Source organism: Pedobacter roseus (assembly GCF_014395225.1).
Taxonomy (GTDB): domain Bacteria; phylum Bacteroidota; class Bacteroidia; order Sphingobacteriales; family Sphingobacteriaceae; genus Pedobacter; species Pedobacter roseus.
On sequence record NZ_CP060723.1, the window covers coordinates 4,499,901 to 4,526,636 of the forward strand.

Consider the following 26,736-nt stretch of genomic DNA (forward strand, 5'->3'; position numbering starts at 1 on the left):
TATAGCCATCAAATTTTATCATTATACATCGAAACGACTATATTTTTTAATAGTTTTTCAACAAAGTTTAAAATCAGGCTTAAGAAATCAATCAAAGATTGATAAATGTTAATTTATTATTTTTTTTCACGACGAAAAACTTAGTTTTATCCATCTATTATAAAGCCATCAACCTCATGAAAAAACTAATCCTTTTTGGCACAATACTATTTTTTACGGCATGTTCCGGAGAGAAAACCGATCAGCTGCTGCTCGAACTCGACAAAAAGAAACTGGCAGAAAACATTAATTACGATAAAATCACTTTTTATAAGTTTGCCAAAATAGCTGTGCGATCAACAGCAGTGCAGGATACAACCCAGCCTGAATATCAAAAATTCAGTAAACAGGCACAAAGTGTAGTTAAAACTTTGAACAGCATCAACGGCCATAGCAAGGAAAATATTTCTGTAATTGAAGCATTGATGGTGTATAAGGAATATAGATCGGTTAAACAATTTGTAAAAGAAACTGATGAAGATGTTTTTCCGCTCTTAACCGAGGGCTTCATTACCATGAACTCAGGGACAAAAATGCCAAATCCTTTTTTCAAAGATTCGGATAAAGCCTATTACCAAAACATAGAACATGCCATTTTAAGCATGGCGGTATTAACCACAAGAGATTTAGGGCAGCCTTTTGCATTATACGAATGTTATAAAACCCAGCCCGAGTTACTGGATGACTGCGAAATCAAAACCCTGCTCGAATTTGTCCGTGGCTTTTTATTTTTTGGTAATAACCTATTTTATCTTTCAGAAGATGGCCTTTCCAGAAATATTAAGTGGCTCGATAAAAATGAGAAAATCCCCTTGCCTTATACCAAATCTTTTTTCGGCTGGGGAAATTTAAACGATGAACAAACACACCTTGCATTCCACGGCATGAATTATATTTTCAGGGGTTTCGACCGGATGAGGATGGAGCGGAAAATAGATGAGGAAAGATCACTGGAAGATTTTGAAGCTTTTTTAACTGATATGAACAAACTCGGCATCCAGAATGAACTGGTTTGGGGAATTACTGCATATCTTAATTTAAAGAAAGAAAAACCAGAAAAATCGCTCCCTGCACTCGAGAAATTGAGTCAGAGTCCGCTATTTTCCAATTCGGAGCGCGAAGCCTTACAACAAACTATGGTTTATGTAAAAGACCGTAAATCTGATAAAGCCTTAACGGGTGTGTATGATAAAGCATTTATAGGCAAAATCGCCACAAAATATATGATCGCCCTATTGGCCAAAGTAAATTGGGAAAAACTAATGAAAGATCAAGGTGTTCCTTACACCAAAGAAGTATTTGCAGGTATCAATAAATTTAAAACGCTTTCCAATTCGGTGAGTGAATATACCCAACCCTCAACGATAGAAAAGGGAAAGAAGGAAATCGGCAAAAAAGGCAGCGAGTTACTCGAAAAAGCTAAAGGATTATGGAATTAATTTTTTTAACCACAAATTAAAAGGATGCACACAAATAAATGGTAATAGCGTTAAATGTGTGCAACCCTAACCGAGCTGATGGTTCTAAAGCCTAAAATTAATCTATATGGCTTAAAATATTGACCAATTTCCCAAAGGGATCTCTGGTATAAAAACGCCTGACACCCCATGGTTCATCGGCAGGACCGTACTCAACAGGAAATCCAGCAGTTTTTACCTTTTCCAATACCTCATCAACATGGTCAACTTCAATGGATAAATCTGGTGTTGGTGTACCCGATCCGCCTTCGGAGGCAAAACTGATCTGCACATCCATTTTTTGATCAGCGGCACCATAGGTGGCAATCCACCCATGATCCATCATTAAATCTAAACCTAAGATATCTTTATAAAAACCCACTGCATCAGCAATTTTTGGGGCATCTATATTAAGTACAATCCTTTTTACCATAACCGGATAATTAAAATGTTTAAACAAGAAAAAGCCCTGCAACGTTTATTGCAGGGCTTAACAAAATAAATATTTAATTTTTAAGTTTCGCTTTAAATATCTTTTCCAGCTTATCTATTTTTGGCTGGATGACCAACCTGCAATAAGGCTCGCTTCCATTTTTATTGAAATAGTTCTGGTGATAATTCTCAGCCACATAAAAGGGTTTGGCAGCTTCAATAGCGGTGACCACTTTTTTGCCGTAAGCATTGGTTTTATTCAATTCAGCTTTATATTTTTCAGCAAGCAATTTTTGTTCAGGTGTATGGTAAAAAACCACCGAACGGTATTGTGTACCACTATCAGCCCCCTGACGGTTTAAGGTTGTAGGATCGTGACTTTTCCAAAACACCTCCAGTAAATCATCGTAAGAAATCACCATTGGGTTATAGGTAATTTCTAAAACCTCCGCATGTCCGGTTGCACCAGTGCATACTTCTTCGTAAGTTGGATTGGCTAAAGTACCTCCCTCATAGCCCGATTTTACCGAAACTACCCCTTTTAAACGTTGAAATATTGCTTCAGTACACCAAAAACAGCCCATTCCGAAAGTTGCTTTCTCTGTCTTTTTTCCTTGTGCATTGGCCTGGTTTAACGCCAATACAGCCAGTAGAATTAAAATTATTTTTCTCATGTATGTGTGTGTTTTATTTGTTAGTCGGAAATAATCCCTAAACCTTACAGTTAAATTGAATTATCTACATCTAATTATACGCAAAAAAACAGGCTGTAGTTTGCATTAAATCAATAATGGATTTTGTATGACAATCGCAACAATTTGTTGATTTTGGTGTTAATGTTAATAACTTAAAATATTGATTAACAATTTTTTAAACAGCTATTTTAACAGCCAAATGCACTTATTAACAATTCTTTTTTAAATTCGTATAACATTAAAATTTAAAATTATGTCTACACCGTATATTCCTTGTTTAGATTTAGGTTCCTACGTCAATGGTTCTGAAGAAGAGCGTAAAAAGTTTTCTGACGAACTGGGCAGGGCTTTTAACGATTCGGGTTTTGTTACCATTACCAACCATGGTTTAAGCCAGGAATTAATTGATAAGCTTTATGAAAATATTAAAGCTGCTTTTTCTTTGCCAGTTGAAACCAAAAGAAAATATGAAAAACCAGAATTAGCTGGTCAACGCGGTTATACCAGTGCGGGTAAAGAAACAGCAAAAGGTGCTAAAACCCCGGATTTGAAAGAATTCTGGCAAATTGGTCAGGAAGTAACCGATGGAGATCCGGTTAAAAATGAATATCCTGACAATGAAATTTTAGAGGAACTGCCTGAATTTAACAAAGTGACGGGCGATATCTATAAAAAACTGGAAGAAAACGGAACGCATTTATTACGTGCCATTGCTACTTATTTAGAATTGCCGATCAATTATTTCGATAAACATGTTCATAATGGAAATTCGATTTTAAGGGGTATCCACTATTTTCCGATTGAAAATCCGGAAACAATTCCAGATGACGCGGTACGTGCCGGTGCACATGAAGACATCAATTTGATTACCTTATTAATTGGTGCGAGTGCAGATGGACTGGAAGTATTAACCCGCAGCAATGAGTGGTTGCCAATTAAAGCACATCATACTGATATCGTGGTAAATGTTGGCGATATGTTACAACGTTTAACCAACAATAAATTAAAATCGACCACCCACCGTGTGGTAAACCCTCCGCGCGAACTGATGAAAACTTCACGTTTTTCAGTACCGTTTTTCTTGCACCCACGCAGCGATATGGATTTAACCAGTTTGCCATCAACTATTGATGCGGAACATCCTAAGGCTTATAGCGATATGACCGCTGGAGAATATTTAGACGAGCGCCTACGGGAAATTGGATTGAAAAAGTAGTTATGAGCTTGGAGTTGTCAGTTTGGAGCCTCCATGCAACCGTAAATAAAAAAAATTAAGCATCGGCTAAAACCGGTGCTTTTTTGTTATTTTGAGATATGCATTCTACACAACTAGAAGTTTTTGCTGAAATTGAAGGTATAGGTTCAGCCTCGGGATTATTCATTCATGGAGATTTACTCTATATCCTTGGCGATAACAGTGGCTATTTGAATGAATACAACATCAAAACCAAAGTGCTCCGCAAAATTCAGATCTTATTTGATAAAGATCTGCAACAACTGGAAAATATCCCTAAAGCATTAAAACCTGATTTCGAAATTCTTTGTCAGTACGAGGATAAGCTCTACATCTTAGGTTCAGGTTCTACATCTAAAAGAAACCTGATGATCGAATTCGACCTAAAAACACATCAGGTTGTTCGGAAAGATTTAACAGAAGCTTACGGTAAACTGAAATCAATGGCTAAAATTGATGATCAGAATTTTAACCTCGAAGGCGCAATCTTTACCGGCAAAACGTGGTTGCTTTTTAATCGCGGCAATGGGCTTGACTCGAAGAATGGCATATTTAAAATCGAAGGTACAGATCTAGCTAATTCAAGTCAGGTTTTATTCAACAGTTTTAAACTTCCCAATATCGATCATGTAGAATCATCTTTTACTGATGCTACCCTGGTTAAAAATGAAATATTTTTCATCGCTACTGCAGAAGATACAAAATCTACTTATGCGGATGGAGAAATTATGGGCAGTTTTATTGGCAGCATTAACCTGCAAAACCTAAAACTAACTTTTAGCAATAAAATTTCAGGCAGGCATAAGTTTGAAGGCATCACGCTGCTTCATCAAAATGAACAAACGATTTCATTTCTTTTATGTGAGGACCGCGATACCGATGAACTTAAAACAACGATATATAAGCTGGTTTTAAAGCATTAAAATTCGGGTAATGATTTTTAAATTCAATTACAAACGGACTATCCAATTCCTTCTGACATTATTACTTATTCCAACCACCTATATTGGCATTCCGCTAAATGGTGGAGATAAAGGCTGGATTTATGTAAACAGTGTACTTCGTGATTATTTTGCAAACAGAACCTCTTTTTTAATTTCGTCTGTTCATTTTTCAGTATTTGACTTTTTTGTGTTCATCAGTAATATACTTTTATACATTGCCCCTGTTCTGGTATTTACCAGGCTTAATAAAATCGGTGCTGTCTATATTCCCACCGCATTTTTAATACTCACCCTTATTTATTTCCCACTGATGGTTATTCTGCTTATCCCTTATATATTAATCTGGGTTGCTCTGCTGGTTTATTCGAGGCATACGCTTGATCAATAATCAGGACCACCTAAGCCACCTGAGCACACCTAAGTTTGCACTTTATGATATATATTTTTACAAAGCCCACCTAAAAAATTAATTTCATTTATATTCGAAAAAAATCAACGATCGATGTACAAACAATTATTAACACTCTTATTTGCATTAGCAGTTACACAAATCAGCTTCGCGCAAAGCAAAAGCATTAAAGATTTATATTGGGATTATTCTCAAATCAGAATGACCGATACTGAAAAACCAAAAGTTATTCAGCTGGCTGAAGAGCTGATCAAAAGAACTCCGGAACTTAGTAAAACCCAGTTAGGCAATGTAAGTTATCATTTAGGAAGACTTTATGAAGAAACAGGGCAAACAGAAAAGGCAATTCCGCAATATGAAGAAGCTATAAAAATCACTCCAGCTTATTATGTTCCATACCGTGCTTTAGGTTTTATTTTCGTTAAAAAATGTAATGTGATTGGAGCAAAAATGAATGAGGCAGGAAAAGCAAAAGATTTAAAGGCACAGACAGAACTTTATGCCCAATATAAAGTAGCTGCACTTAAAGCATTGCCATATCTGGAAAAATCGCAAGCCTGCGATCCGGACGATGAAACTAAAACCATTATCACAAATTTATACCGTAGTCTTAAAGATAATGGCGCTATTGCTTCGCTTGATGACAGGCTGAAGAAAAATGCTGCCGATTGTGTTAGCTTATTAGAGGATGAGTATTAAATTGATAAAGGTGGACCATTTGAGGTCATCTAATGGTCAAGCAGGTCGTTAAATCAAAGTCCAAATTTTATCTCAATGTTCTTAATTTCTTAATGGTCAAACATTAAAACTAAACTTTATTGTTTGACCACCTAAGCCATCTGAGAACACCTAAGCTTTGGGCATTAGTCATCGGTCTCCCATCCTCGGACTTTTGGAGTATTTAATTTTTCAATAAACTTCTCACCGTCACCTGTGGCACTTCTCCAGCGGGCACAATAAAAATCGCATCGTTTTCGATTACCTGTCCTTCATCGAAATAGTACCCGGCGGTAACTGGCAGAATTGCTGTGATTGATTTTCCATCTTTATCTTTTGTAGGATAGGTAACATTAATTAAATGGCTTTTCATGCTCACCTGAACCTTTTTTGAGGTTAATCTTGCACCTGTGGCATTGATACAATCTAACTCTATAATTTTTGAATTAGAAATCCCGGTAAGATCCAATGAATTGGCCAAACGGATGTTAAAAGATTTACCGGTATTGTTTTTTATAGAGGCTAAAACTTTATAGCGATCGAAATCCTGGTCTTTTATGGTCAACTTTTCTTTATTGGTAACAGAATAGGTTACGGCAATTCCGTTTACATTTAAGGTTTCTCCATCTTTGATCTGCTGTGCATAAGAGGCCGAAACCGCCATCAAAAAAGGCAATAAAAAAGTTAAGGTTTTAATTAATTTCATAGTATTCTGTTTTTAGGTTTGTGTACTGAAATTACGAATAAAAATAAACTTGATCAATGATTATAGATCATTCTATTTCTTCGATTCGTCGATTGCTTTGTTTACCACATCCTGTATCCTACCCCTGATTTTCAGGTTAGAAAGTTTATCGGTAACGGTAGGATTAACCCGGTTCGACAGAAACACATAAACCAAACCCCGTGACGGATCTACCCAAACACAGGTTCCGGTATAACCAGTATGGCCATAAGTTTGTGGTGAAGCCAGCTCTGATGGGTAATGTTTGGTACTGTCCGGATCCCAGCGATCGAAACCCAAACCCCTGCGGCTAACATTGGATTGTTTTGAAGTAAACATATCAACCGTTGAGTTTTTGAAATATTCCACTCCACCATAAGTACCGCGGTTTAACAACATCTGATAAATAATGGCCAGGTCGTTGGCACTGGCGAATAAACCAGCATGACCTGAAACTCCACCTGCTAAAGCTGCGCCCTGATCGTGCACATAACCTACAAGCAAGGTTTTTCTAAAATACTTATCATCTTCCGTTGGGATAATCTGCTCCGGTTTAAAACGGTTCCGCGGCAAGAAACCTGCAGTTTGCATGCCTAATGGTTTATAAAAATTTTCGTAGGTATATTGATTGAGCGGTTCTTCACTGATGTGCTCTACAATATCCTTCATCACGTACATGCTGATATCGCTGTAAACGTATTTACCCCGTGTTTTAATAGGCGAATTGAGCATTTTTGGCCACATAAAATCTTTAAAAAAGCCTTTTTTGATGTAATAGTTATCGGCCACTTTGGTTGGAAAGGCAGCAGATGAATCCCTGCTATAATCGCCGGTTTTCACATAATCATGAAAAGGGATATAAGGAATAAAACCCGCCTGGTGCAACATCACCTCGCGCACCTGAATATTATTCATCGGGGTGGTACGGGCCTTCGGAATATAAGCGCCAATATTGGTATCCAGTTTTAATTTCCCTTCTTCAAACAAACGCATTACAGCTGGTGTGGTTGCCGTTACTTTGGTTACGGAGGCCAGATCGAAAATATCGGTTACTTTATCAGGCACATTGGTATCGTAAGTATGGTTACCATAAGCCTTATTAAAGATTACTTTACCATCTTTAGCCACCAGCACCACCAAACCAGGGGTGGCTTTCTGACTGATTGCTTCAGCAGCAATGGCATCAATTTCTTTTAAGTTGTTGGAGTTCAAACCCGCATCTTCGGGTACGGTGTATTTTAAGCGGGTAGCGGTTGTTGTAAAGCCTGAACCCATGGTATAACGGGCAGAATAAGCTGCTGTTAACTTATTCACCGCAGCAATACCCCAAAAATATACTGTGGAACAATCGCAGCGGCATCGGCATTGTTCTGTGCTGTCCATATCATCGGCGATTGCAACTGATCGAAAGATTTTAAACCCGGTCCGTTACCAAAAAAGGAAATGATTACCTGTTTATTCTTACTGATGCTGTTGATAAAATTGATGTATTTGGCTTTGCTTACGTTCTGATCGTCAATACTGATTAAAACGGTGTTAAAATATTTAAGGTCGTCTTCCAGATCGTTCAGGTTTACACTGTCTTTATAAGAATCGGCAGAAAACGAAGTGATGTTATCGTACTTATTCGCCAAACTGTCAAACACATTGCTGTAGGCAAAACTCAGGCTAACAGAAGCGATATTTTTCTTTTCAAGCGATTTTAGCGGAATAATAGCATCCTGGTTATTTAATAATACGGTTGTGTTTAAAATGGCATTGGCAATGGAAAGTTTTTTCTCATTTGTGGTATGCTCCTGCGCGCAGGCCATTAAGCATAAAACATTAAAAAAACTCGCCGCAGCCAGGATATACAATCTATTTCGCTTCATATACTTTTTCTCCGTTCAAATAGGTTTTTAAGACTTTGGTTTTTAATATGTTCTGTGGTGTTGATTTTAAAATATCGTGATCGAGGATAACGAAATCGGCTAATTTGCCTTTCTCCAAACTTCCTTTCTCCTCTTCTTCGAAATTGGCTTTGGCGGCCCAAATGGTCATTCCGCGCAGGGCCTCTTCGGGTGTTAAGGCATTTTCCATCTGAAAGCCCCCTTTTGGAAAACCTTTTGCATCTTCTCTCACTGTTGCTGCATAAAACGTTAATAATGGATTAATGTTTTCTACGGGGAAATCGGTGCCTAAAGGAATCCAACCATTTTGTGTTAACAATTGTTTGTAGGCATAAGCACTTTTTAACCTTTCGGCACCTAAACGCTGACCGGCCCAATACATATCGGAAGTTGCATGTGTAGGCTGAACGGAAGGGATAATACTGGCTTTGCCGAACAGGTCAAAATCTTTAGCGTTAACTACCTGTGCGTGTTCTATACGCCAGCGCTGATCGTTTTTACCTTTTAAAATTTTGTTGTAGATATTCAGGATTACCCGGTTGGCCGAATCGCCAATGGCATGGGTACACATCTGAAAATGGTTGGCTGCTATTTTTTTGGCCACTTCTTCAAAATGTTTTTGATCGCTCAGCAGAAAACCGGTTTTATTGGGCATATCGCTGTAAGGATGGATCAGGCAGGCACCACGTGATCCTAAAGCACCATCGGCATACACTTTAAACGCCCTTACATTTAAGCGGTCGGTTTTAATCGGGCCACGACTAAAAAGATATTTATAATTATCAGGCTCGTCAGAAAGCATGACATATAGCCTCATTTTAAGTTTTTTCTCTTTCTGCAGTTTTTCAATAAAATCAACAGCTAAATAACTTAAACCACAATCGTCAATGGTGGTCAACCCAGCGGCGAAACAGTTTTTCTGCGCATCTGTAAATATTTTTTCGGCGAGTTTGGCATCTGGAGAAGGGATTTTACGTTCAACCAGGGCTACCGCATTGTCGATTAAAACCCCGGTAAGTTTTCCATTTTGACTCAGCATATCTCCCCCTACCAGTTTTTGCTCACCTTTAATGCCGGCATCATCTAATGCTTTTTGGTTGGCAATGGCAGCGTGACCGTCAATACGGTTCAGAAATACCGGGCGATCAGGAAAAAGTGCCGTCAGTTTTTCGTTGGTGGGAAAAGCTTTATCGGCCCAATCGTTTTGGTCCCAGCCATTACCAATCAGCCAGCCATCGGGATGGGTTTTGGCAAAAGCAGTTAAACGGGCAAGCACTTCATCCCAGGATTTTGTTTCTCTTAAATCAGCTGTTTGCAAGCTTTGTCCGTAACCATAAAAATGGGCGTGAGCATCTATAAAACCTGGATAAATGGCTTTGCCCTCTGCATTAATTTCTTCTTTAGAAGTATATTTTCCTTTTATCTCGTCACTTTTACCCAGCGCCAGGATTTTCCCATTCTTTACCGCAAAAGCTTCAACTGTATCGAACTTGCTATTAACAGTATATACTTTGGCGTTATAAACAATTACATCAACTGCTTCTTTTTTGGAGCAGGAAGTAAACAGCAAAGCCAGAAAAAGGGTGTAGAGGATGGATTTCATATCGATAAAGATAGAAAATTGAAAGCATTTGCTTTTGTAAATTCAGCTTTACAGAAAGGATTCGTGCCATTGGTTTTAGCGTTGCCGCTCCGGCTAGCGACAATTAGTTTTTTTTTGCCACAGATGTACACGGAGAATATATTCTTTTTACGCTGCGGCCCGTGGTACCAAAGACTGGATGCTTTCTTTTAGCATTTTGATAAAATCATTGTATTATTGGTAATAGTTTTTTTGGCCACGGAGACACAGAAGCACGGAGAATAGATTTTTTTAACGCTGTGGCTTGTGTTCCCAAAAACTGCTTTACTTTCTTTTAGCATTTCAATAAAATCATTCTATTGTTGGTAATAGTTTTTTGGCCACGGAGACACAGAAGCACGGAAAATATATTATTTTTACACTGTGGCCTGTGTTCCCAAAGACTGGATGCTTTCTTTTAGCATTTTGATAAAATCATTGCATTATTAGTAATGGTTTTTTGGCCACGGAGACACAGAAGCACGGAGAATAGATTTTTTTTACGCTGTGGCCTGTGTTCCCACAGACTGCTTTGCTTTCTTTTAGCATTTCGATAAAATCATTGCACTATTGGTAATAGTTTTTTTGCCACGGAGACACAGAAGCACGGAGAATAGATTCTTTTACACTGTGGCCCGTGTTCCCAAAAACTGCTTTGCTTTCTTATGGCATTTCGATAAATCATTGCATTGTTGGTAATAGTTTTTTTTGCCACGGAGACACAGAAGCACGAATAGATTCTTTTTACGCTATGGCCTGTGTTTTCATATATCGCTTAAACTTTATTCTTTTAAAAAAACGGAATGGCTGGCTTGTAAATTACGTCTTTCAAATTCTTGCTCCTAAAGGTATTAAGTAATATGAGCACAAAATTTAAGGCGTAAAAACCATAAATGATGATTAGAAAAGTGTAAATCCTAAAAACTCCACCAACATGCATTACTTTAATGAACATGGATAAGGCATACAAAGAAGAGATCACCAGCGTCCATGTAGCCTGAAAATTAAGCAACTTTTTACCGGTTTCATTTAGCTTTTCATCTTCATTTCGTTTAAAATACCATAAAATTAAGGGCACGATAAAACCCAATATGGGATAAATGAGAAAACTTAAAGCCGAGAAATTTAAAATTGGAATGAGGTAAGTCTGTGCTTTCTCATTTGTTCCGGTTAAATCTATCGGTTTTAAACCAAAAACCTGCGCCAGCCTGATCAGGGTATCTCCCCTTGCTTCTGTTTCATTTTGTTCGATACGCTGAATGGTCCGTAAACTTAATTGTGTTTGTTTTGCAAGTTCTTCCTGACTAAAACCATGCTGATTTCTAAGTTTTTTTACCCTATCTGATAATTTCATAATTTTTACGGTTGAGTTAAACAAATGTAAAGCATCATATTTAAATTTAAGGACGACTTATTTGCGTCATTTATATGCCAGATGTATTTAATGACACATTTTATTAAGCAGACCCGCAGGAAATAGACTCAATTGTACTTCAGAACACCAATGTTGTATCTCCGAACTACCTTTTTCTACCTCCGAACTATATTTTAATACTTCCGAACACCAATGTTGCACTTCCAAACTACCTTTTTCTACTTCAGAACTACCTTTTTCTACTTCGGAAGTACATTTTAATACTTCAGAACACCAATTTGGTCTTCGGAAGTACTTTTAAATAGACGTAGAGCCCGTTTTAATACTTCTGACAATATTGATTAAATTTTGGATGTGAACGATCCTTAACTGCGTTCAGCATGAAAAGCTTTTGTAAAATAAACCTGATGGGAACGGCATCCCGATTTTTTCAATCGGGATACAGTGTACAGCAGGACTACCGGAACCGATTGACACCAGGCCCTGCTTTTCAAAAAAAGAAAACAAAAAATCTAAGCATACTAACTAAATCTGCCAAGCAATATCCTTTAACTCCGTTCAGGATGACAACTCGTGTAAATAAAACCAGTTGAAGCAATTAATTCTATTTACCTACAGTCATTTACGTGTTGAGTTTTAAACAAATCGGGTTCATTAAGCTTATTTTGCATAATTTAGCGAATTCACTTTGCCTTAATACATGACTGATATTATTCACTTATTGCCTGATGCTGTTGCCAATCAGATTGCTGCCGGAGAAGTTGTACAACGACCTGCTTCTGCGGTAAAAGAATTGCTCGAAAATTCGATAGATGCCGGCGCAGATAAAATTCAACTGGTGGTAAAAGATGCCGGTAAGGCGCTGATTCAGATCATTGATAATGGCTGTGGGATGAGTGTTACGGACGCGAGAATGTGTTTTGAGCGCCATGCCACTTCTAAAGTAAAAAAAGCCGAAGATTTATTTGCCATACGTACCATGGGTTTCCGCGGCGAGGCCATGGCTTCTATCGCAGCAATTGCACAGGTAGAAATGAAAACGCGCAGGCATGAGGATGAAATTGGCACCTGTATTTCTATCGAAGGAGCACAGGTAACCAACCAGGAACCTGTAGCCACGTCGCCAGGAACGCAGATTTCGATTAAAAATTTATTTTTCAATACTCCGGCCAGAAGGAATTTCCTGAAAAGTAATCCGGTAGAAATGCGCCACATTCTGGACGAATTTCAACGGGTAGCCCTGGCGCATCCGGGTGTATTTTTTAGTCTGCACCACGATGGTGTGGAGATTTTCAACCTGCCGAAAGGTAATTTAAAACAGCGTATTGTACACCTTTTTGGCAACAACTACAACGAACGTTTGGTTCCGGTTGAAGAGGAAACTACCATCATTAATCTTAAAGGCTATATCGGCAAGCCTGCTTTCGCCAAGAAAACCAGGGGCGAACAATTCTTTTTTGTAAACAACCGTTTTATTAAAGATCCATATTTAAATCATGCGGTAAGTTCGGCTTTTGAGGAGTTATTACCTGATGATAGTTATCCGCTTTACGTGCTGTTTATTGAAATTGATCCTTCAAAAATTGATGTAAACGTTCACCCAACAAAAACAGAGATCAAGTACCTGGATGAAAAATCCATTTATGCGATCATGAAATCGGCGGTAAAACGCTCCATCGGCCGTTATAACATTGCGCCAACCTTAGATTTTGATCAGGAAACGGGCTTTAGCAATATGATTACGCAAAAAGCAGTTGAAGATATTGTGCCACCGAGCATTAATTTCAATCCTGATTTCAACCCTTTTGTCAGCGATAAAAGCTCGGTATCGGGGTATGCCTCATCTCCAAGAAATTATGATGCAAAACCTAGCGCAAAAAACTGGGGTTCGCTTTACGATATTACCGAACAGCCTGTTGTAGAACAAACTTCGATTTATGAGGATGAAACGGTCTTGGAAACGAAGCAAAAGCAGTACATGCAATTGCACAACCGCTATATTGTTTCGCAGATCAAGTCGGGTTTAATGGTTATCGACCAACAAATGGCACACGAGCGGATCCTTTACGAGCGTTTTCTCGTACATCTGGATGACCGAAAAGGTGCATCGCAGCAGAGTTTATTTCCACAAACCATTACACTAAATGCCAACGATTTCGAATTGGCCAAAAGTTTACTGGATGATATAAAAAGTTTGGGCTTTGATGTACGTGAATTTGGAAAAAATACGTTGGTAGTAGAAGGTGTTCCGGTTGATTTAGGGAGCAGCAACATTAACGAAACACAGTTATTTGAACAATTAATTGAGGGCTTTAAGAACTCGCAACAGGAATTAAAACTGAGCAAACGCGACAGCTTAGCCAGAAGTTTGGCAAAAAACAGTGCCATTAAAGCAGGCACAAGCCTTGGTCAGGAAGAAATGAATACGCTGATTGATGAGCTTTTTGCCTGCAAAACCCCTAACTTTAGCGTGAGCGGAAAACCGGTTATCCAAACGATTACTTTAGCGGAACTGGATAAGAAGTTTGAAAAGAGTTAGCGGTTTGGAGTCCTGAGTCGAAAGTCGGAGGTCCGAAAGTCCGAATACGGAGGTTAGAAGGCCCAGGTTTGGAGCTGGGAGTTTGGAGACGATTAACCGATTTAAACAGTTAACCAAGTTTAGAGTTTGGAGTTATGAACAATTAACCGATTTAAACAATTAACCAGTTAACCCAATGAACAATTTGCAATTAACCGATTTTAAAAATAAATGAATAACATACATATTCCACCAGTAGTAAAAAACCTACTGATTATTAACGTCTTATTTTTTATCGGTACTTTAGTATTCAGACCTAATGATGGATATCCTTTTGTAGAGTGGTTTGCGGTTTATTATTTTAACTCGCCTAGTTTTAAAATTTGGCAGCCCATTACTTATATGTTTATGCATAGTCCTGTTGATTATTTCCACATCATATTCAACATGTTTGCACTTTACAGTTTCGGCAGCATTTTAGAACAGCGTTGGGGAGCCAAAAAATTTATTATATTCTATTTCGTAACGGGCCTTGGTGCATTGGCACTGCAATGGGCTGTTCAATCTTACGAGGTATATCATGTAGCCGGGCACATCATTTCTGATATATCAACCTATCAACCAAGAACACCTGCAGAAAGAGATCTTTTAAGTGAAATTTACTTTGGCCCAATGCTTGGTGCTTCGGGTGCAATTTTTGGCTTACTGGTAGGTTTTGGAATGCTTTATCCTAATGCTGAATTAATGATTATGTTTATTCCGATTCCGGTAAAGGCGAAGTATATTATTCCAATTTATATTCTGGTTGAACTGGTTTTAGGAGTAGGAAAGTTCCAGGGCGATTCTGTTGCACATTACGCCCACCTGGGTGGTGCTTTAATCGGCTTTATACTCGTTAAATTATGGAAAGATAAAAACGATACATTTTATACACTCTATGAATAATACTGTCAAAGATTTAAAATACAAGGTTTTTCAATCTGGCAACCCAATATTCTTTTACATTGGCATTAATGTGCTGTTGTTTCTTATTATCGCTGTTATTGGTGTATTTAGCTGGCTAAGTGGCAAAGGAGATTTAATCAGTCCGTTAGTTAGGGAGTATGTAGGTTTACCTGCAAGCATTTCTAAATTACCAGAACGTTTTTACACGGTATTTACCTACATGTTTATTCATGACGGGATTCTTCATATCCTGTTCAATATGCTTGGTTTATATTGGTTTGGCAGTATATTCATGAATTTCTTAAAAAGCAGACAGTTCCATTTTGTGTATCTGGCCGGTGGATTATTTGGTGGTTTATTTGCAGTGGCCATCTTGAATATATTCCCGGTATATGCAGGTGGATTAGCCGGTGTAACTATTGTTGGCGCCTCTGCTGCGGTAATGGCCATCATTTTTGCTGCGGCAACGTTGGTTCCCAATTATACCATTATGCTTTTCATTTTTGGGGAAGTTAAAATTAAATGGATCGCCATTGTTTATTTTGTTCTCGATTTTCTAGCCATCGGTTCGGTAAATGCAGGTGGAAGTTTAGCGCATATTGGTGGTGCCCTGATCGGTTTTGTTTTTATTAAACGCTTGCAAAGCGGAAGCGACTGGAGCAAGCTTTTTGAGCGCAAACCAAAACTAAAAGTAGTACGCAACGAAAAACCGGTAAAAAAGCCAGAGTTTAAAGGTGGTGTTTCTCAACAGGAAATTGATGCCATTTTAGATAAAATATCTACTTCTGGATATGATATGTTAACCGCTGTAGAAAAAGAAAAACTGTTTAAGGCAAGTAAAGATTAATGGCTACAAAAAAGAAGAAGTACAGTTTTCTGGATAAACTCCTCCTGCCAATCGCAGTGGCACTGGCTGTAGCCTTACTTTTGGGCGTGCTTGCCGGGAACATGGACCCACGTAAACATGCGTTGATTGCTTTTTTTGGCCTGGCCTACCCTTTCGTGCTATTCGGCAATATTATTTTTCTGATCTGGTGGTTTTTAAGCAAAAAATGGATTTTCGCAATCGCTACTATTCTGGTTATTGCTGTCGGAGGTAAAACGTTAAAGGCAACCTTTGCCATCGGTGGTGATGAAGGCCCGGTTGAAAAGGCCGAGAACAGCATCAGGATGATGACCTATAATGTACATAGTTTTAAACTTTACGGCGAAGACAATACCGAATCGGTAAAGGAAAAAATGCTTCAGGTAGTAAAAGATCAAAATCCTGATATTATCTGCTTTCAGGAGTTTTTTACACGTTATAAAGGTGCATTCGATACGGTTGATAGCTTAAAAGCATTGCTGAACACCAAATATTATTATTTCGTTCCAACCAACAAGAATGACTACGAAGCCACTGGTTTGGCCATATTTTCTAAATTCCCGATTAAAAACTCTGGTAAGATCCCTTTTATGGAGGGGCTTGCGGGCAATATGAGCATTTATGCCGATTTAAACATTAAGGGCAAAACCCTTAGGATATACAACGTTCATTTCCAATCTATTTCTTTTGAAAAACAGGATTATGAATACCTGGATAAGGTAAAGGAAATGAATACCCAGCTACAACCATCCAAAAGGATTTTAAGCATGTTAAAAAATGCTTTTTTGAAACGTAGCGGTCAGGTTGATATTATGAAAAAGGAAATGTCTACCTGTAAAACGCCTTACCTCATTGCGGGCGATTTTAACGATACCCCTGCATCTTATGTGGTTACCCAGATTACCGCTGGTTTGAACAATAGTTTTATAAAAAAAGGGAATGGTTTTGGTAAAACCTATAATGGCAAGTTCCCCAATTTTCAGATCGATTATATTGCTACTTCTAAAGAATTAGAGGTGCTGAATTACAAAATTACCCAGGCCAAATTATCCGACCATTTTCCGGTGCGCAGCGATTTAAGGTTTGTGCCTTAATTTCTTAAAAAATTTTAATATTCCGGTTGACCGAAGTTAACGGCTAAGGCTAAGACCGCTTTAACTTGTAGCTAACCTCTTTTTTATTTGGAGCGCAAATCCTGTACAAAAACATTAAGTTCCTTCCCGTTTTTTGCTTTTACGCTTCGCTTCCTCGTACCTCGTCGCTGCAGGGTAACGCTTCAACCGGGGCTAAAGGGCCAAAACCGCATTCCATTTTTGGGTTTGCAGGGTGCAGAACCCTTGTTCATAAACCCGATTGAGCGGAATAGCCCGGAGCGTAGCGAGGACTATAAGCGAAAGCGGGGCTTTAAACTGCCAGAAACCACAGGCCAATCATTTCCTAATTCCTTTTCTATTTCGCATTTTATTCCTCCGTTGACCGAAGTTAACTGCTATAATGAAGTTAACTCAATCTTTTCCGTCGACTGAAGTCGACGGAACCGCTAATTTTATTTTCTTACCATACATCAACACTAGCCTTAAAGCTTATCTGCATATTTGCTTCATAAATTTTAAAAAAAATCTCCAAAAATATGAGCTTAATAGATGCCCTAAACTGGCGTTATGCCGTTAAGAAAATGAATGGTCAGCCTGTTGAACAAGAAAAGGTTGATAAAATCATTGCTGCTGCACATTTAGCACCAACTTCATCAGGTTTACAGCCTTTTAAAGTAATTGTGGTAACCAACCAGGAATTAAAAGAAAAAATTGCACCGATTGCTTTTAATCAATCACAGGTAATTGATTCTTCTCACCTATTGATTTTCGCAGCAAACGAAAACTATACAGAAGAAGGAATTGATGCTGTTTTTAACAGAATGAATACTGAGCGCGGCTTACCATTAGATGCAACCGATGCCTACAAAACACAATTAAAAGGCATGATCTTATCGAGAACTGCTGAAGAAAACTTTAACCATGCTGCCCGTCAGGCTTATATTGGTTTCGGTATTGCCATTGCAGAAGCTGCTTTGTTAAAAGTTGATGCTACGCCAATGGAAGGCTTTAACGGTCCGGCATTAGATGAACTTTTAGGTTTAGATAAAAAAGGTTTAAAAAGCGTAACCCTATTGCCGTTAGGAAACAGGGATGAAGCCGGCGATTGGTTGGTAAACCTTAAAAAGGTACGTTCACCTAAAGAAGAATTTTTAATCGAATTTAAATAACAGGCAAACACCATTATATTTAAAACGGGCCGCTTTTTAGCGGCTTGTTTTGTTTTATGCGAGTGGCGTTGAGCGTATGGCGTTTGGAATTTAGGGTTATGCAACAATTAACCGATTAACCAATTTAAACAATTAACCCAATGAATCAATTCTCAGTTTTCAGTTGGCAGTTACCAATGACCAATGAACCAATAATTTTGTAAAAAAATGTTAAACCTCCCTACAATTTAGGCGCTCTCTTTATAATTGGATATATTTACGGGCTTAGCATTTAATAACCCATCCATGAAGATTTTTAGATTATCTTTTATTATACTTTCTCTTTTATCAGCGCTCAGTTTCTCTTCGTCGGCCCAAACCGATACAGTAAGTATAAATACCATTATTAGCAAAACCAATAAGGTTTTAGCCGATTACCCTGCAGAAAAAATTTACCTTCATTTTGATAAACCTTATTATGCTGTGGCCGATACTGTTTGGTTTAAAGCCTACGTTACCGAAAACCAGAATTTCTTATCAGGGATTAGTAAAATCATTTATGTAGACGTAATCAACCAGAATGATTCCCTCATTCAAACCCTAAAATTACCGATTGCAGGTGGTTTCGCCTATGGTAGCTTCCCTTTAGATCAGGTAAATTACAAACAAGGCAATTACCACATCAGGGCCTATACCTTGTGGATGCTTAACAACGACGATCCTGCCTATTTTAACAAAACTTTTTATGTGGGCGAAGCGATAGATAAAGAAGTAAAAACCCACATTACCTATAAAAATACTTCTACTGATAAATTAGAAAAAATTGATGCAAGGGTACAGTTTAAAGATGCCAATAATAAACCCTACGCCAATAGAAATGTAAGCTGGCAGGTAATTACCAGTTATACCGTAATTGCCAAAGGCAGGGGCACAACTGATGCCAACGGTTATTTAACCATCGCCATGAGCAATGCCCAAAAAGCGGAATACCAATTACAAAAAGGACAGTTGATTACCGCTATCAATACCACTGATAAGGATGTAGCCAACAGCACTTTCCCGCTAAAAAATGCCATTCTGAGTAAAGATTTTCAATTTTTTCCTGAAGGTGGGAGTTTAATTGCCGGTTTAACCAACAAAGTTGCTTTTAAAGCCATTAAAAGCGATGGTTTGGGCATCAGCTCTAAAGGAACCGTTACCGACAATGATGGCAAAACAGTAGCCACCTTTACCGCCCAGCATTTGGGCATGGGTAGTTTCAATTTAGCTGCCGAAACCGGAAAAACCTATAAAGCCGCAGTTACTTATGCCGATGGTACCAGCCAGACTTATAATTTACCCGCTGTTGCAGCAAATGGCGTTGCCGTAAATATCGACAACAGCAGCGCAGATAATATCGCGATAAAAATTTCGGCGAATGATGCTTTTTTTGAGCAAAACCAGGGCAAAAAACTTTATTTAATTGCACAGAGCAAGGGTGTAATTTGTTATGGTGCGCAAACAGCTTTATCAAATAAGGAATATAATACCACTGTTCTTAAATCAAAATTCCCTAACGGGATTGCCCAGTTTACCCTGTTTAACGAGTTTGGTAAACCCTTAAGCGAAAGATTGGTTTTTGTACAGCAAAAAAATACGATGGCCGTTAACCTAAGCACTGCGGCAACTACTTATGGAGTTAAGAAAAAGGTAAAAATAAATGTAGCTGCCAAAAAAGACGGCGCTCCTGTTGAGGGCAGTTTTTCTGTAGCGGTTGTTGATGAAACCAAAGTTCCATCAAGCGAGGATGCCACCAGTACCATTTTAACAGGTTTGTTGTTAAGCAGCGATGTTAAAGGTTATATTGAAAAGGCAAACTATTATTTTAATGCACCAGACGCGAAGAAAAATGCCGATTTAGATGTGTTATTGCTTACCCAGGGATACCGCAGCTTTAAATACACTGATATTATTGCCAATAAACTGCCTAAAATTGATTTCCTGCCAGAACAAGGCATCGAAATTTCAGGGATTTTACGTCAGAATAATGGTATTCCGGTGAGGAAAGGTGCTTTATTACTGAGTATTCCTGATAAACGTTTCAATTTGGAAGGTACGACCGATCCTGTTGGGAATTTTAAATTCCCGAACCTGGTATTTAACGATTCTTCAAAAGTGACCATTACGGCTAAATATAATGTGAATTATAAAAACATGACTTTGAGCTTAAATGGTGCGCCAGTTCCTACATTAACCAGAAACTTTAGCGCTGCTGAAGAGGTTTTAAATATCGATAGTGCTTTAACCAGTTACCTGGATAACAGCAAAAGACAATATGCTTATTTACACACTTTAAAAGATATAACCATTAAAGCGGCAGTGGTACCAAAAGTTAGTCATAAAGATTACCCTGCATTAACAGGCCTAAGCCAAATGGCCGATCACGAAATCAGCGGTGATCGTTTAAAAGGCTGCGGACTTTTAATTAACTGTTTACAAGGCATGCTGGCCGGCGTTACTTTTGCTGATAACAACTTTTATGTGAGCAGAGATTATAACCAGGGTAAAAAAATCCCGATGGGTATCTTTATCAATGGAATGAACGTTGATGTAAACCAGATCAATACACTTGATGCCAACCAGATCGAATCGGTTGAGGTATTTTTAAGGGATGAATTAGGCCTGGTAAACCGTGCTAACAATGTAAACGGGGTAATTGTATTTAACCAGAAGAAAGCACCAAAAGGTACTAAAATTTCGAAAGCGCAGTTAATGGATATGCTGCCTAAATATTACGAGTTAACATTCTCACCACAGGGTTACAACAAAGAAAAACAGTTCTATTCGCCTAAATACGATGTGCCTGCAAGCATGAACCGCAACGATTTAAGAACAACCATTTACTGGAATCCTAAAGTAGTAACAGATGCCACAGGAAATGCTTCTTTCGAATATTATAACGCAGATGGCAAAGGCCAGTATAAAGTAATTATTGAAGGTATTGATGCCAACGGAAATTTAGGAAGATCGGTGTTGAAATATCTCGTAAAATAAGGGAAAGGAATTTAAAGGTTGATGGTTCATAGTTTGATAGTTAATAGCCAATATTTCATAGTTTGATAGTTTATGGTCAATATCATACTATGAACCATCAACCATTAACCAACTAGATAACTTGTATTCTCGCCATCTTACTTCACTTCAAACGGTAGCTTCTCCCCTTTCAGGCCCGCAACAATATTCTTTATGATAATCTGTGCCATGGCTGCCCGGGTTTCTTCGGTAGCAGAGCCGATATGCGGCAGAACAGCAACATTTTCCATCGACAGTAAGGGATTTTCCTTATCCATCGGTTCTGGATTGGTTACATCCAGGCCAGCTCCCCAGATTATTTTTTCTTCTAAGGCTTTGGTCAGGTCTTTTTCGTTGTGGATCCCTCCTCTAGCGGTGTTGATGAAAATGGAATTGGTTTTCATCTGTTTAAACACCCCGAGTGTAAATTTATTTTTGGTTTCTGGGGTGAGCGCGGTATGGACAGAAAGCACATCACTTTGTACCAAAAGTTCTTCAAAAGATACATATTTGGCGCCTAATGCTTTCTCAGCCTCTTCGTTACGAGAACGGTTATGGTAAATTACCGACATATTATAAGCTCCGATACATTTTTTGGCCATCTCTAAACCAATTTTGCCAAGGCCAAAAATACCAAGGGTTTTGCCATTTAATTCAATGCCCAATTCGGGTGCAGGTTCATATTTTTTCCATTCGCCTTTAATAATTTTCTTATGCGAGTAGAAGGCCTTTCTCGAAACAGCCAGCATCAATAAAAAAGCAGTATCGGCGGTAGCACCACTCAACACCCCAGGAGTATTGCCGATAGGGATATTCAACTCTTTTGCTGCCGCTACATCAACATTATCATAACCTACAGAATGTAGCGCAATCACCTTTAAATGACTACAGGCTTTCAGAAATTCAGCATTAATTTTATTCGGACCTACACTAATAAAAGCATCCTTATCCTGGCAGGCCTTAATCAGTTCTTCAGGTGTAATCTGCCGGTTTTCCTTCCATTGAGTAATAGAAATATTGTTTTCTTCCAGTTCTTTTAATCCAACCGGAGCAATGTTGCCACTTATAAATACTTTCATGTTTATTTAACAATAAAACTTTTAAGGTGTTTTGGATAGTGGGAATTGACCTGTAAAGCATTATTTTACAGTTGCTGATAGCATCTCATACGTATTGGCGCTAAAATAACCAAGTGCCTCATTCGAAATGTTAGAAGTTGGATTAGCAGGTGTAGTACCCTGGTTTGGTCCGCGGTTAGATTGCTGACTTAAAGCATACCAGTAATCGAAGATATTCGAATCAATACACTCCATTTCTATCCTGATCTTATCGTTAGCGTTCAGTTCGTCACTGTCGTGATCATTGGTAGGCGGTTTAAAAAACAACTGAAGCCTAAGGTCGTTGCCATTCGTTAACCGATCATTATTTACATAAAAACGTTCTGACAATACATCGTTCACGTATAAATTAAAGTGATAAAAATTGGTTTCGTTAGCCGGATCTTTTAAAAATACAGCAGCGGTTTTACGCTCTCTACCAAAGAAAAAGTTTTTAATCACACCGATCGAATCCATTTTAACCACATTGGGCATTTTCGAATTGGCGGTGTAAGTTTGACCTTCGGCGTTAACGCTTAAGCTATAAGTAACACCCGGTACACCTTTCATTTTATTGATATAAGTTCCTGGTATTGCACCTTCTTTAAAAACATAAGTGTTTCCCTTATTATCGGTTACGGTAACACTAGCTCCCGAAACACCCGGAAAAACATTGGCTTCGGTATAACCAATCGTTTTGCTGATCTTAATTTGCTGATCGATCAGTTGATCATTAATTTTTCCCTCAATTACGATCTGGGGATCGGCATTCTCGGTATCGATAGCAATAATTTTCTTGCAGCCGGCAAAACAAAAAGTGAAAAGTGAAAGGGATATAATCAGTTTTTTCATTGCGTTAAAATTTAAAGTTCCAGGTAATTGATGGAATAAGGCCAAACAAAGAGGTTTGCTGAGCAGCTGTTTTAGTTGGATCGTTGGGATCAGTGATGAACTCAATCGAGTAAGGATTTTTTCGTGCCAACAAATTGTAAATCCCGAAATTCCAGCTCGATTGGTATTTCCTTCCAGGTTTCCCCTCTAAGGTGGCGCTCACATCTAAACGCATGTTGTAAGGCATACGTCCGGCATTTCTTTGGGTATAATAATAAGCCATTTGTCCGCCAATGCTATATTTCCCTGCCGGATAAGTTACCGCATTACCCGTGCTATAAATAAAACTCGAAGAGAATGTCCAGCGCTTGGTCATGTTGTAAATGCCCACTACCGAAACATCATGCGTACGGTCTTGCCTTGCAGGGAAATACTTTCCGTTATTCAGCTCAGTAAATTTACGTTCTGTGCGCGATAAGGTATAACCCACCCAACCGTTCAGTTTACCAAATTTCTTCTTAAAAAACAGCTCCATTCCATAGGCACGGCCTACACCATATAATAATTCAGATTCTATATTCGAATTGGCCAAAAGTTCTGCCGCATTTTTATAATCGATCTGATTTTGCAGCCATTTGTAATAAATCTCCCCCGAAAGTTCGTAATTATTATCTTCGATATTTTTAAAATAACCCAAAGCAACCTGATCGGCAATTTCAGGCTTAATGTTGTTGCTGCTTAACACATACTGATCAGTTGGCGAACTGGAAGTAGCGTTTGTTAAAATGTGTACATTTTGTGTATTGCGGTTATACGAGGCTTTGATTGAGTTTTGTTCGTTAAACAGGTAGCTTACCGAGAAACGCGGCTCGAGGTTCAAATAGTTTTTATAAAATTTCCCCCTGGCTACGTTTGCTGTTGAAACAATATCCCCATTGGCATCATAGGTACTGAAATTACCCGGCCCCATTAACGAGAAAGCAGCCAAACGCACACCATACAAAAAGTTCAGATGTTCGTTAACCGCCCATTCGTCAGAAATATAAGCTGCAGATTCTATACCGTATCGCCTTTCCTGTGTTAGCGAATTTACCTGCGAAGCTTCATCGCTATCAATATCAATAGGAGAAATGCGGTGTTGTGTCGCATTTAACCCGAACCTAAGGGTATGTTTATTGCTGAAATACTGAAAATCTTCTTTAAAATTAAAATCGCGGACCAAAGATGTCGCCTTAAAATTTGTAGCATCGTTTAATAAACGTACCGTATAATTGTAGTTGTTGTAAATTAAGGAGGTATTCGAAAACAAACGGTCGCTAAAAATATGATTTAAGCGGATGGTGGTGGTTACATTGCCCCAGTTGTTTTCAAAAAGGTCTTTAACCCCGATATTATCTTTACCAAAATAACCCGAGATGTAAATGGTATTCCTATCGTTGATTTTGTAATTCGCTTTAGCGTTGATGTCATAAAAATTCAGCGTACTACCATTTACCGATGAGTCTGGCGAAGAACGTAAAAACAGGTCGATATACGTCCGCCGGAAGCTCACCATAAACGAACCCCTGTCTTTTACAATCGGTCCTTCGGCCTTAATGCGCGAAGCAATCAGTCCGATTCCGCCCTGAAATTTGAATTCTTTATTGTTACCATCATCCATTTTAACATCTAAGACAGAGGATAAGCGACCGCCATATTGTGCAGGCATCCCACCTTTATACAAGCTAACATCCTTAATCGCGTCGGCATTAAAAGTAGAGAAAAAGCCCAATAAGTGTGATGAGTTGTACACCACAGCTTCATCCAGAATAATCAGGTTCTGATCGGCAGCACCACCACGAACATAAAAGCCGGTATTTCCTTCGCCACCCGATTTTACGCCAGGCAATAACTGGATGGTTTTTAAAATGTCTTTTTCGCCCAATAATACCGGGATAGAGTTGAGCGATTTCATATCGATTTTCTCCAGCCCCATCTGTGCACTTTTTACATTTTCATTTTTACGGTTATTGGCATTTACGGTTACTTCAGCAAGATCGTTTGCACTTTTTAACTCTTCGTTTAATTTGGTGTCTTTTGTTAAATTAATCGTTTTCACCACAGAAGCATACCCCGTGTAACTTATGGCTACCGTATAAGTGCCTTCAACCTGTGTCAAAGCAAAATAGCCATAATTATTGGTGAGGGTTGCTGCAGTAGAGGCACCTGAAATCCGAACGGTAGCACCAATCAGTGTTTCACCTGTGCCCGCATCGCGGATGGTACCACTAAGGGTATATTTGTTCTGAGCAAAAAGGGCTGTACCGGAAAAAATAAGGAGGAATAAAGCTAAGTAGTGTTTTATGAGCATATCGGCTACTATCTAATTTTTAAGATGGAAACCAAATGTACGAAATCCATGCCCTTTTAAGGGAAAATCGGGAATTTCTATACAAGTTTGGTTTTATTACTTATTAACGGGATAAATGCCAATATGGTGTGAGCGCAACAGGTAAGCGCTCAAATCATTTTTACCGGCCTGCTGAAAAGTGATCAGTTTTGAGGGCTCTTTAGGCATGTGGCAATCGATGCAATTGGTGGTAAGCGATCCTTTTGCCAGAGTGGCCTGGCTGTGTTTTGTAGTTTGGTGACAACTGATGCAGCGCTGCGAATAAATAGTTAAGTTGCCTTTTATGCTTTCGTGTGTATTGTGACAGGATTGGCAAGTCATGGTTTCGCTTTTCCGGTAACAGTTGCTGCCCATTAACATGCTGGCCTGGTTGCCGTGTACATCGGGATTACCACCGCCGAAACCGACAAAATCCTGCTGATAGTAATCATCTAAATTATCGCCCGGTTTAAAACCGAAAACCGATTTCTGGGTAACCAGGGTATTTCCGGAGTGACACACACTACAGGCATCCATCTTCTGTTTACGGGATAGTTTTTTATAAATAGCGATGAATTTTGCTGATTTTTCTTCAGGGTTTTCGGTATGAAATACCACATGTTGTTTGCCGGGACCGTGGCAGCGCTCGCAATCGATACCATAAATTAAGGAACCTTTCTCCATTTCCTCGTCCATAACAAAGGCCGATTTTTGGGTCAGCTTTTTTTCTACATAAGAACCATGGCATTCGAGACAGCGACTGGTTATGCCCCTGTCGTAATAAAATCTGTCACGTGGGAAACCCGGACTGATGGCCCAGTTCCGGATACCTGAAAAATATGATAAAGGCAGTTCATAAAGTTTTTTCCCCTGCCAATAAGCGTAAGTATAAGCCTTTTCGCCCGAACCGAACTGGATATCAAACTTTTGGGCACGCACTGCTTTACCATCCTGGTAAGCCACCTGAAAGATACCGCTGTCTCTCTTTTCGATTACGACCTTTTGATGTGCATCAAATAAAAAATTGTTCGAATCAGCTGCAAAAACTTTTAATAGCTGTGCATCCACCACAGGTTTAGAGGTTAAACCATGGGAGCTATGGGCATAAGACTGGGATAAATCTTTATGGCATTTTATACAGGTAGCGGCACCAGTGTAGGCTTCACCCCTGATGTCTTTGAGTAACTGATCGGCCACATTCATACATCTTGAAAGGACAATAATGACAATGGCCATTGCCCCTAAAATAAGCAGGATTCGTTTTGTGCCTTTCAAGATGATAT

The 26,736-nt window shown here is 38.8% G+C and carries 22 protein-coding genes; 11 read left to right on the forward strand and 11 right to left on the reverse strand.

Annotation, left to right across the window (positions count from 1 at the left end; genetic code table 11):
• The first annotated feature begins 176 nt into the window (after positions 1–176).
• Complete coding sequence (locus H9L23_RS18485; protein WP_187591737.1) at positions 177–1,478, forward strand: short-chain dehydrogenase; 1,302 nt, start codon at positions 177–179, stop codon at positions 1,476–1,478.
• A 97-nt stretch (positions 1,479–1,575) separates the two neighbouring features.
• Here the strand turns inward: H9L23_RS18485 and H9L23_RS18490 are convergent, their stop codons facing one another.
• Complete coding sequence (locus H9L23_RS18490) at positions 1,576–1,929, reverse strand: VOC family protein (RefSeq protein WP_187591738.1); 354 nt, start codon at positions 1,927–1,929, stop codon at positions 1,576–1,578.
• Between the two features lie 73 nt (positions 1,930–2,002).
• A complete protein-coding gene (msrA, locus tag H9L23_RS18495; protein WP_138818452.1) occupies positions 2,003–2,602 on the reverse strand; it encodes a peptide-methionine (S)-S-oxide reductase MsrA in 600 nt (199 codons plus the stop codon).
• Between the two features lie 274 nt (positions 2,603–2,876).
• Here msrA and H9L23_RS18500 point away from each other — a divergent pair, with 274 nt between their 5' ends.
• The 4 genes from H9L23_RS18500 to H9L23_RS18515 all read left to right on the forward strand — a co-directional run bounded on the left by H9L23_RS18500 (position 2,877) and on the right by H9L23_RS18515 (position 5,909).
• Positions 2,877–3,839 carry an isopenicillin N synthase family dioxygenase gene (locus H9L23_RS18500; protein WP_138818453.1) on the forward strand — a complete coding sequence of 321 codons (963 nt, stop codon included), beginning with the start codon at positions 2,877–2,879 and terminating at the stop codon, positions 3,837–3,839.
• 98 nt (positions 3,840–3,937) lie between these two features.
• The gene (locus tag H9L23_RS18505; RefSeq protein WP_187591739.1) at positions 3,938–4,780 is read left to right on the forward strand and encodes a DUF6929 family protein; all 843 of its coding nucleotides are present in this window, start codon (positions 3,938–3,940) and stop codon (positions 4,778–4,780) included.
• A gap of 10 nt (positions 4,781–4,790) precedes the next feature.
• Positions 4,791–5,189 carry a hypothetical protein gene (locus tag H9L23_RS18510; RefSeq protein ID WP_187591740.1) on the forward strand — a complete coding sequence of 133 codons (399 nt, stop codon included), beginning with the start codon at positions 4,791–4,793 and terminating at the stop codon, positions 5,187–5,189.
• Positions 5,190–5,303: 114 nt separating this feature from the next.
• A complete protein-coding gene (locus tag H9L23_RS18515) occupies positions 5,304–5,909 on the forward strand; it encodes a tetratricopeptide repeat protein (RefSeq protein WP_187591741.1) in 606 nt (201 codons plus the stop codon).
• Between the two features lie 202 nt (positions 5,910–6,111).
• Here H9L23_RS18515 and H9L23_RS18520 read toward each other — a convergent pair whose 3' ends face one another.
• The 5 genes from H9L23_RS18520 to H9L23_RS18535 form a co-directional block, all read right to left on the reverse strand.
• Entirely contained in the window at positions 6,112–6,633 is a 522-nt protein-coding gene (locus H9L23_RS18520; protein ID WP_187591742.1) for a hypothetical protein, read from the reverse strand.
• 72 nt (positions 6,634–6,705) lie between these two features.
• Positions 6,706–7,965, reverse strand: coding sequence for a serine hydrolase domain-containing protein (locus tag H9L23_RS18525; protein WP_246474735.1), 1,260 nt, complete (start codon positions 7,963–7,965; stop codon positions 6,706–6,708).
• The gene (locus tag H9L23_RS26705; protein WP_246474736.1) at positions 7,962–8,522 is read right to left on the reverse strand and encodes a hypothetical protein; all 561 of its coding nucleotides are present in this window, start codon (positions 8,520–8,522) and stop codon (positions 7,962–7,964) included. The genes H9L23_RS18525 and H9L23_RS26705 overlap by 4 nt, the downstream gene beginning before the upstream one ends.
• Positions 8,509–10,143 (reverse strand): amidohydrolase, encoded by a 1,635-nt coding sequence (locus H9L23_RS18530; protein WP_187591743.1) that lies wholly within the window; start codon positions 10,141–10,143, stop codon positions 8,509–8,511. The genes H9L23_RS26705 and H9L23_RS18530 overlap by 14 nt, the downstream gene beginning before the upstream one ends.
• An 808-nt stretch (positions 10,144–10,951) precedes the next feature.
• Positions 10,952–11,515 carry a helix-turn-helix domain-containing protein gene (locus H9L23_RS18535; RefSeq protein ID WP_187591744.1) on the reverse strand — a complete coding sequence of 188 codons (564 nt, stop codon included), beginning with the start codon at positions 11,513–11,515 and terminating at the stop codon, positions 10,952–10,954.
• A gap of 721 nt (positions 11,516–12,236) precedes the next feature.
• On the opposite strand from H9L23_RS18535, the gene mutL reads away from it, so the two are divergent.
• The 6 genes from mutL (at position 12,237) to H9L23_RS18565 (ending at position 21,139) form a co-directional block, all read left to right on the forward strand.
• The gene (gene mutL / locus H9L23_RS18540; RefSeq protein WP_187591745.1) at positions 12,237–14,075 is read left to right on the forward strand and encodes a DNA mismatch repair endonuclease MutL; all 1,839 of its coding nucleotides are present in this window, start codon (positions 12,237–12,239) and stop codon (positions 14,073–14,075) included.
• A gap of 210 nt (positions 14,076–14,285) precedes the next feature.
• Positions 14,286–14,999 carry a rhomboid family intramembrane serine protease gene (locus H9L23_RS18545; protein ID WP_187591746.1) on the forward strand — a complete coding sequence of 238 codons (714 nt, stop codon included), beginning with the start codon at positions 14,286–14,288 and terminating at the stop codon, positions 14,997–14,999.
• The gene (locus H9L23_RS18550) at positions 14,992–15,846 is read left to right on the forward strand and encodes a rhomboid family protein (protein WP_187591747.1); all 855 of its coding nucleotides are present in this window, start codon (positions 14,992–14,994) and stop codon (positions 15,844–15,846) included. The genes H9L23_RS18545 and H9L23_RS18550 overlap by 8 nt, the downstream gene beginning before the upstream one ends.
• Complete coding sequence (locus tag H9L23_RS18555) at positions 15,846–16,958, forward strand: endonuclease/exonuclease/phosphatase family protein (protein ID WP_187591748.1); 1,113 nt, start codon at positions 15,846–15,848, stop codon at positions 16,956–16,958. The genes H9L23_RS18550 and H9L23_RS18555 overlap by 1 nt, the downstream gene beginning before the upstream one ends.
• 536 nt (positions 16,959–17,494) lie before the next feature.
• Complete coding sequence (locus H9L23_RS18560; protein WP_025145276.1) at positions 17,495–18,127, forward strand: nitroreductase family protein; 633 nt, start codon at positions 17,495–17,497, stop codon at positions 18,125–18,127.
• Between the two features lie 285 nt (positions 18,128–18,412).
• The gene (locus tag H9L23_RS18565; RefSeq protein ID WP_246474737.1) at positions 18,413–21,139 is read left to right on the forward strand and encodes an alpha-2-macroglobulin family protein; all 2,727 of its coding nucleotides are present in this window, start codon (positions 18,413–18,415) and stop codon (positions 21,137–21,139) included.
• Between the two features lie 137 nt (positions 21,140–21,276).
• On the opposite strand, the gene H9L23_RS18570 is transcribed toward H9L23_RS18565, so the two are convergent.
• From H9L23_RS18570 to H9L23_RS18585, 4 genes are all read right to left on the reverse strand, one after another.
• The gene (locus H9L23_RS18570) at positions 21,277–22,236 is read right to left on the reverse strand and encodes a 2-hydroxyacid dehydrogenase (protein ID WP_187591749.1); all 960 of its coding nucleotides are present in this window, start codon (positions 22,234–22,236) and stop codon (positions 21,277–21,279) included.
• Positions 22,237–22,296: 60 nt separating this feature from the next.
• Positions 22,297–23,106: a DUF4249 domain-containing protein gene (locus H9L23_RS18575; protein ID WP_187591750.1), complete on the reverse strand. Its 810-nt coding sequence runs from the start codon at positions 23,104–23,106 to the stop codon at positions 22,297–22,299.
• Positions 23,107–23,110: 4 nt separating this feature from the next.
• The gene (locus H9L23_RS18580; RefSeq protein WP_187591751.1) at positions 23,111–25,435 is read right to left on the reverse strand and encodes a TonB-dependent receptor; all 2,325 of its coding nucleotides are present in this window, start codon (positions 25,433–25,435) and stop codon (positions 23,111–23,113) included.
• Positions 25,436–25,531: 96 nt separating this feature from the next.
• Positions 25,532–26,728: a multiheme c-type cytochrome gene (locus tag H9L23_RS18585; protein WP_187591752.1), complete on the reverse strand. Its 1,197-nt coding sequence runs from the start codon at positions 26,726–26,728 to the stop codon at positions 25,532–25,534.
• Between the last annotated feature and the right edge of the window lie 8 nt (positions 26,729–26,736).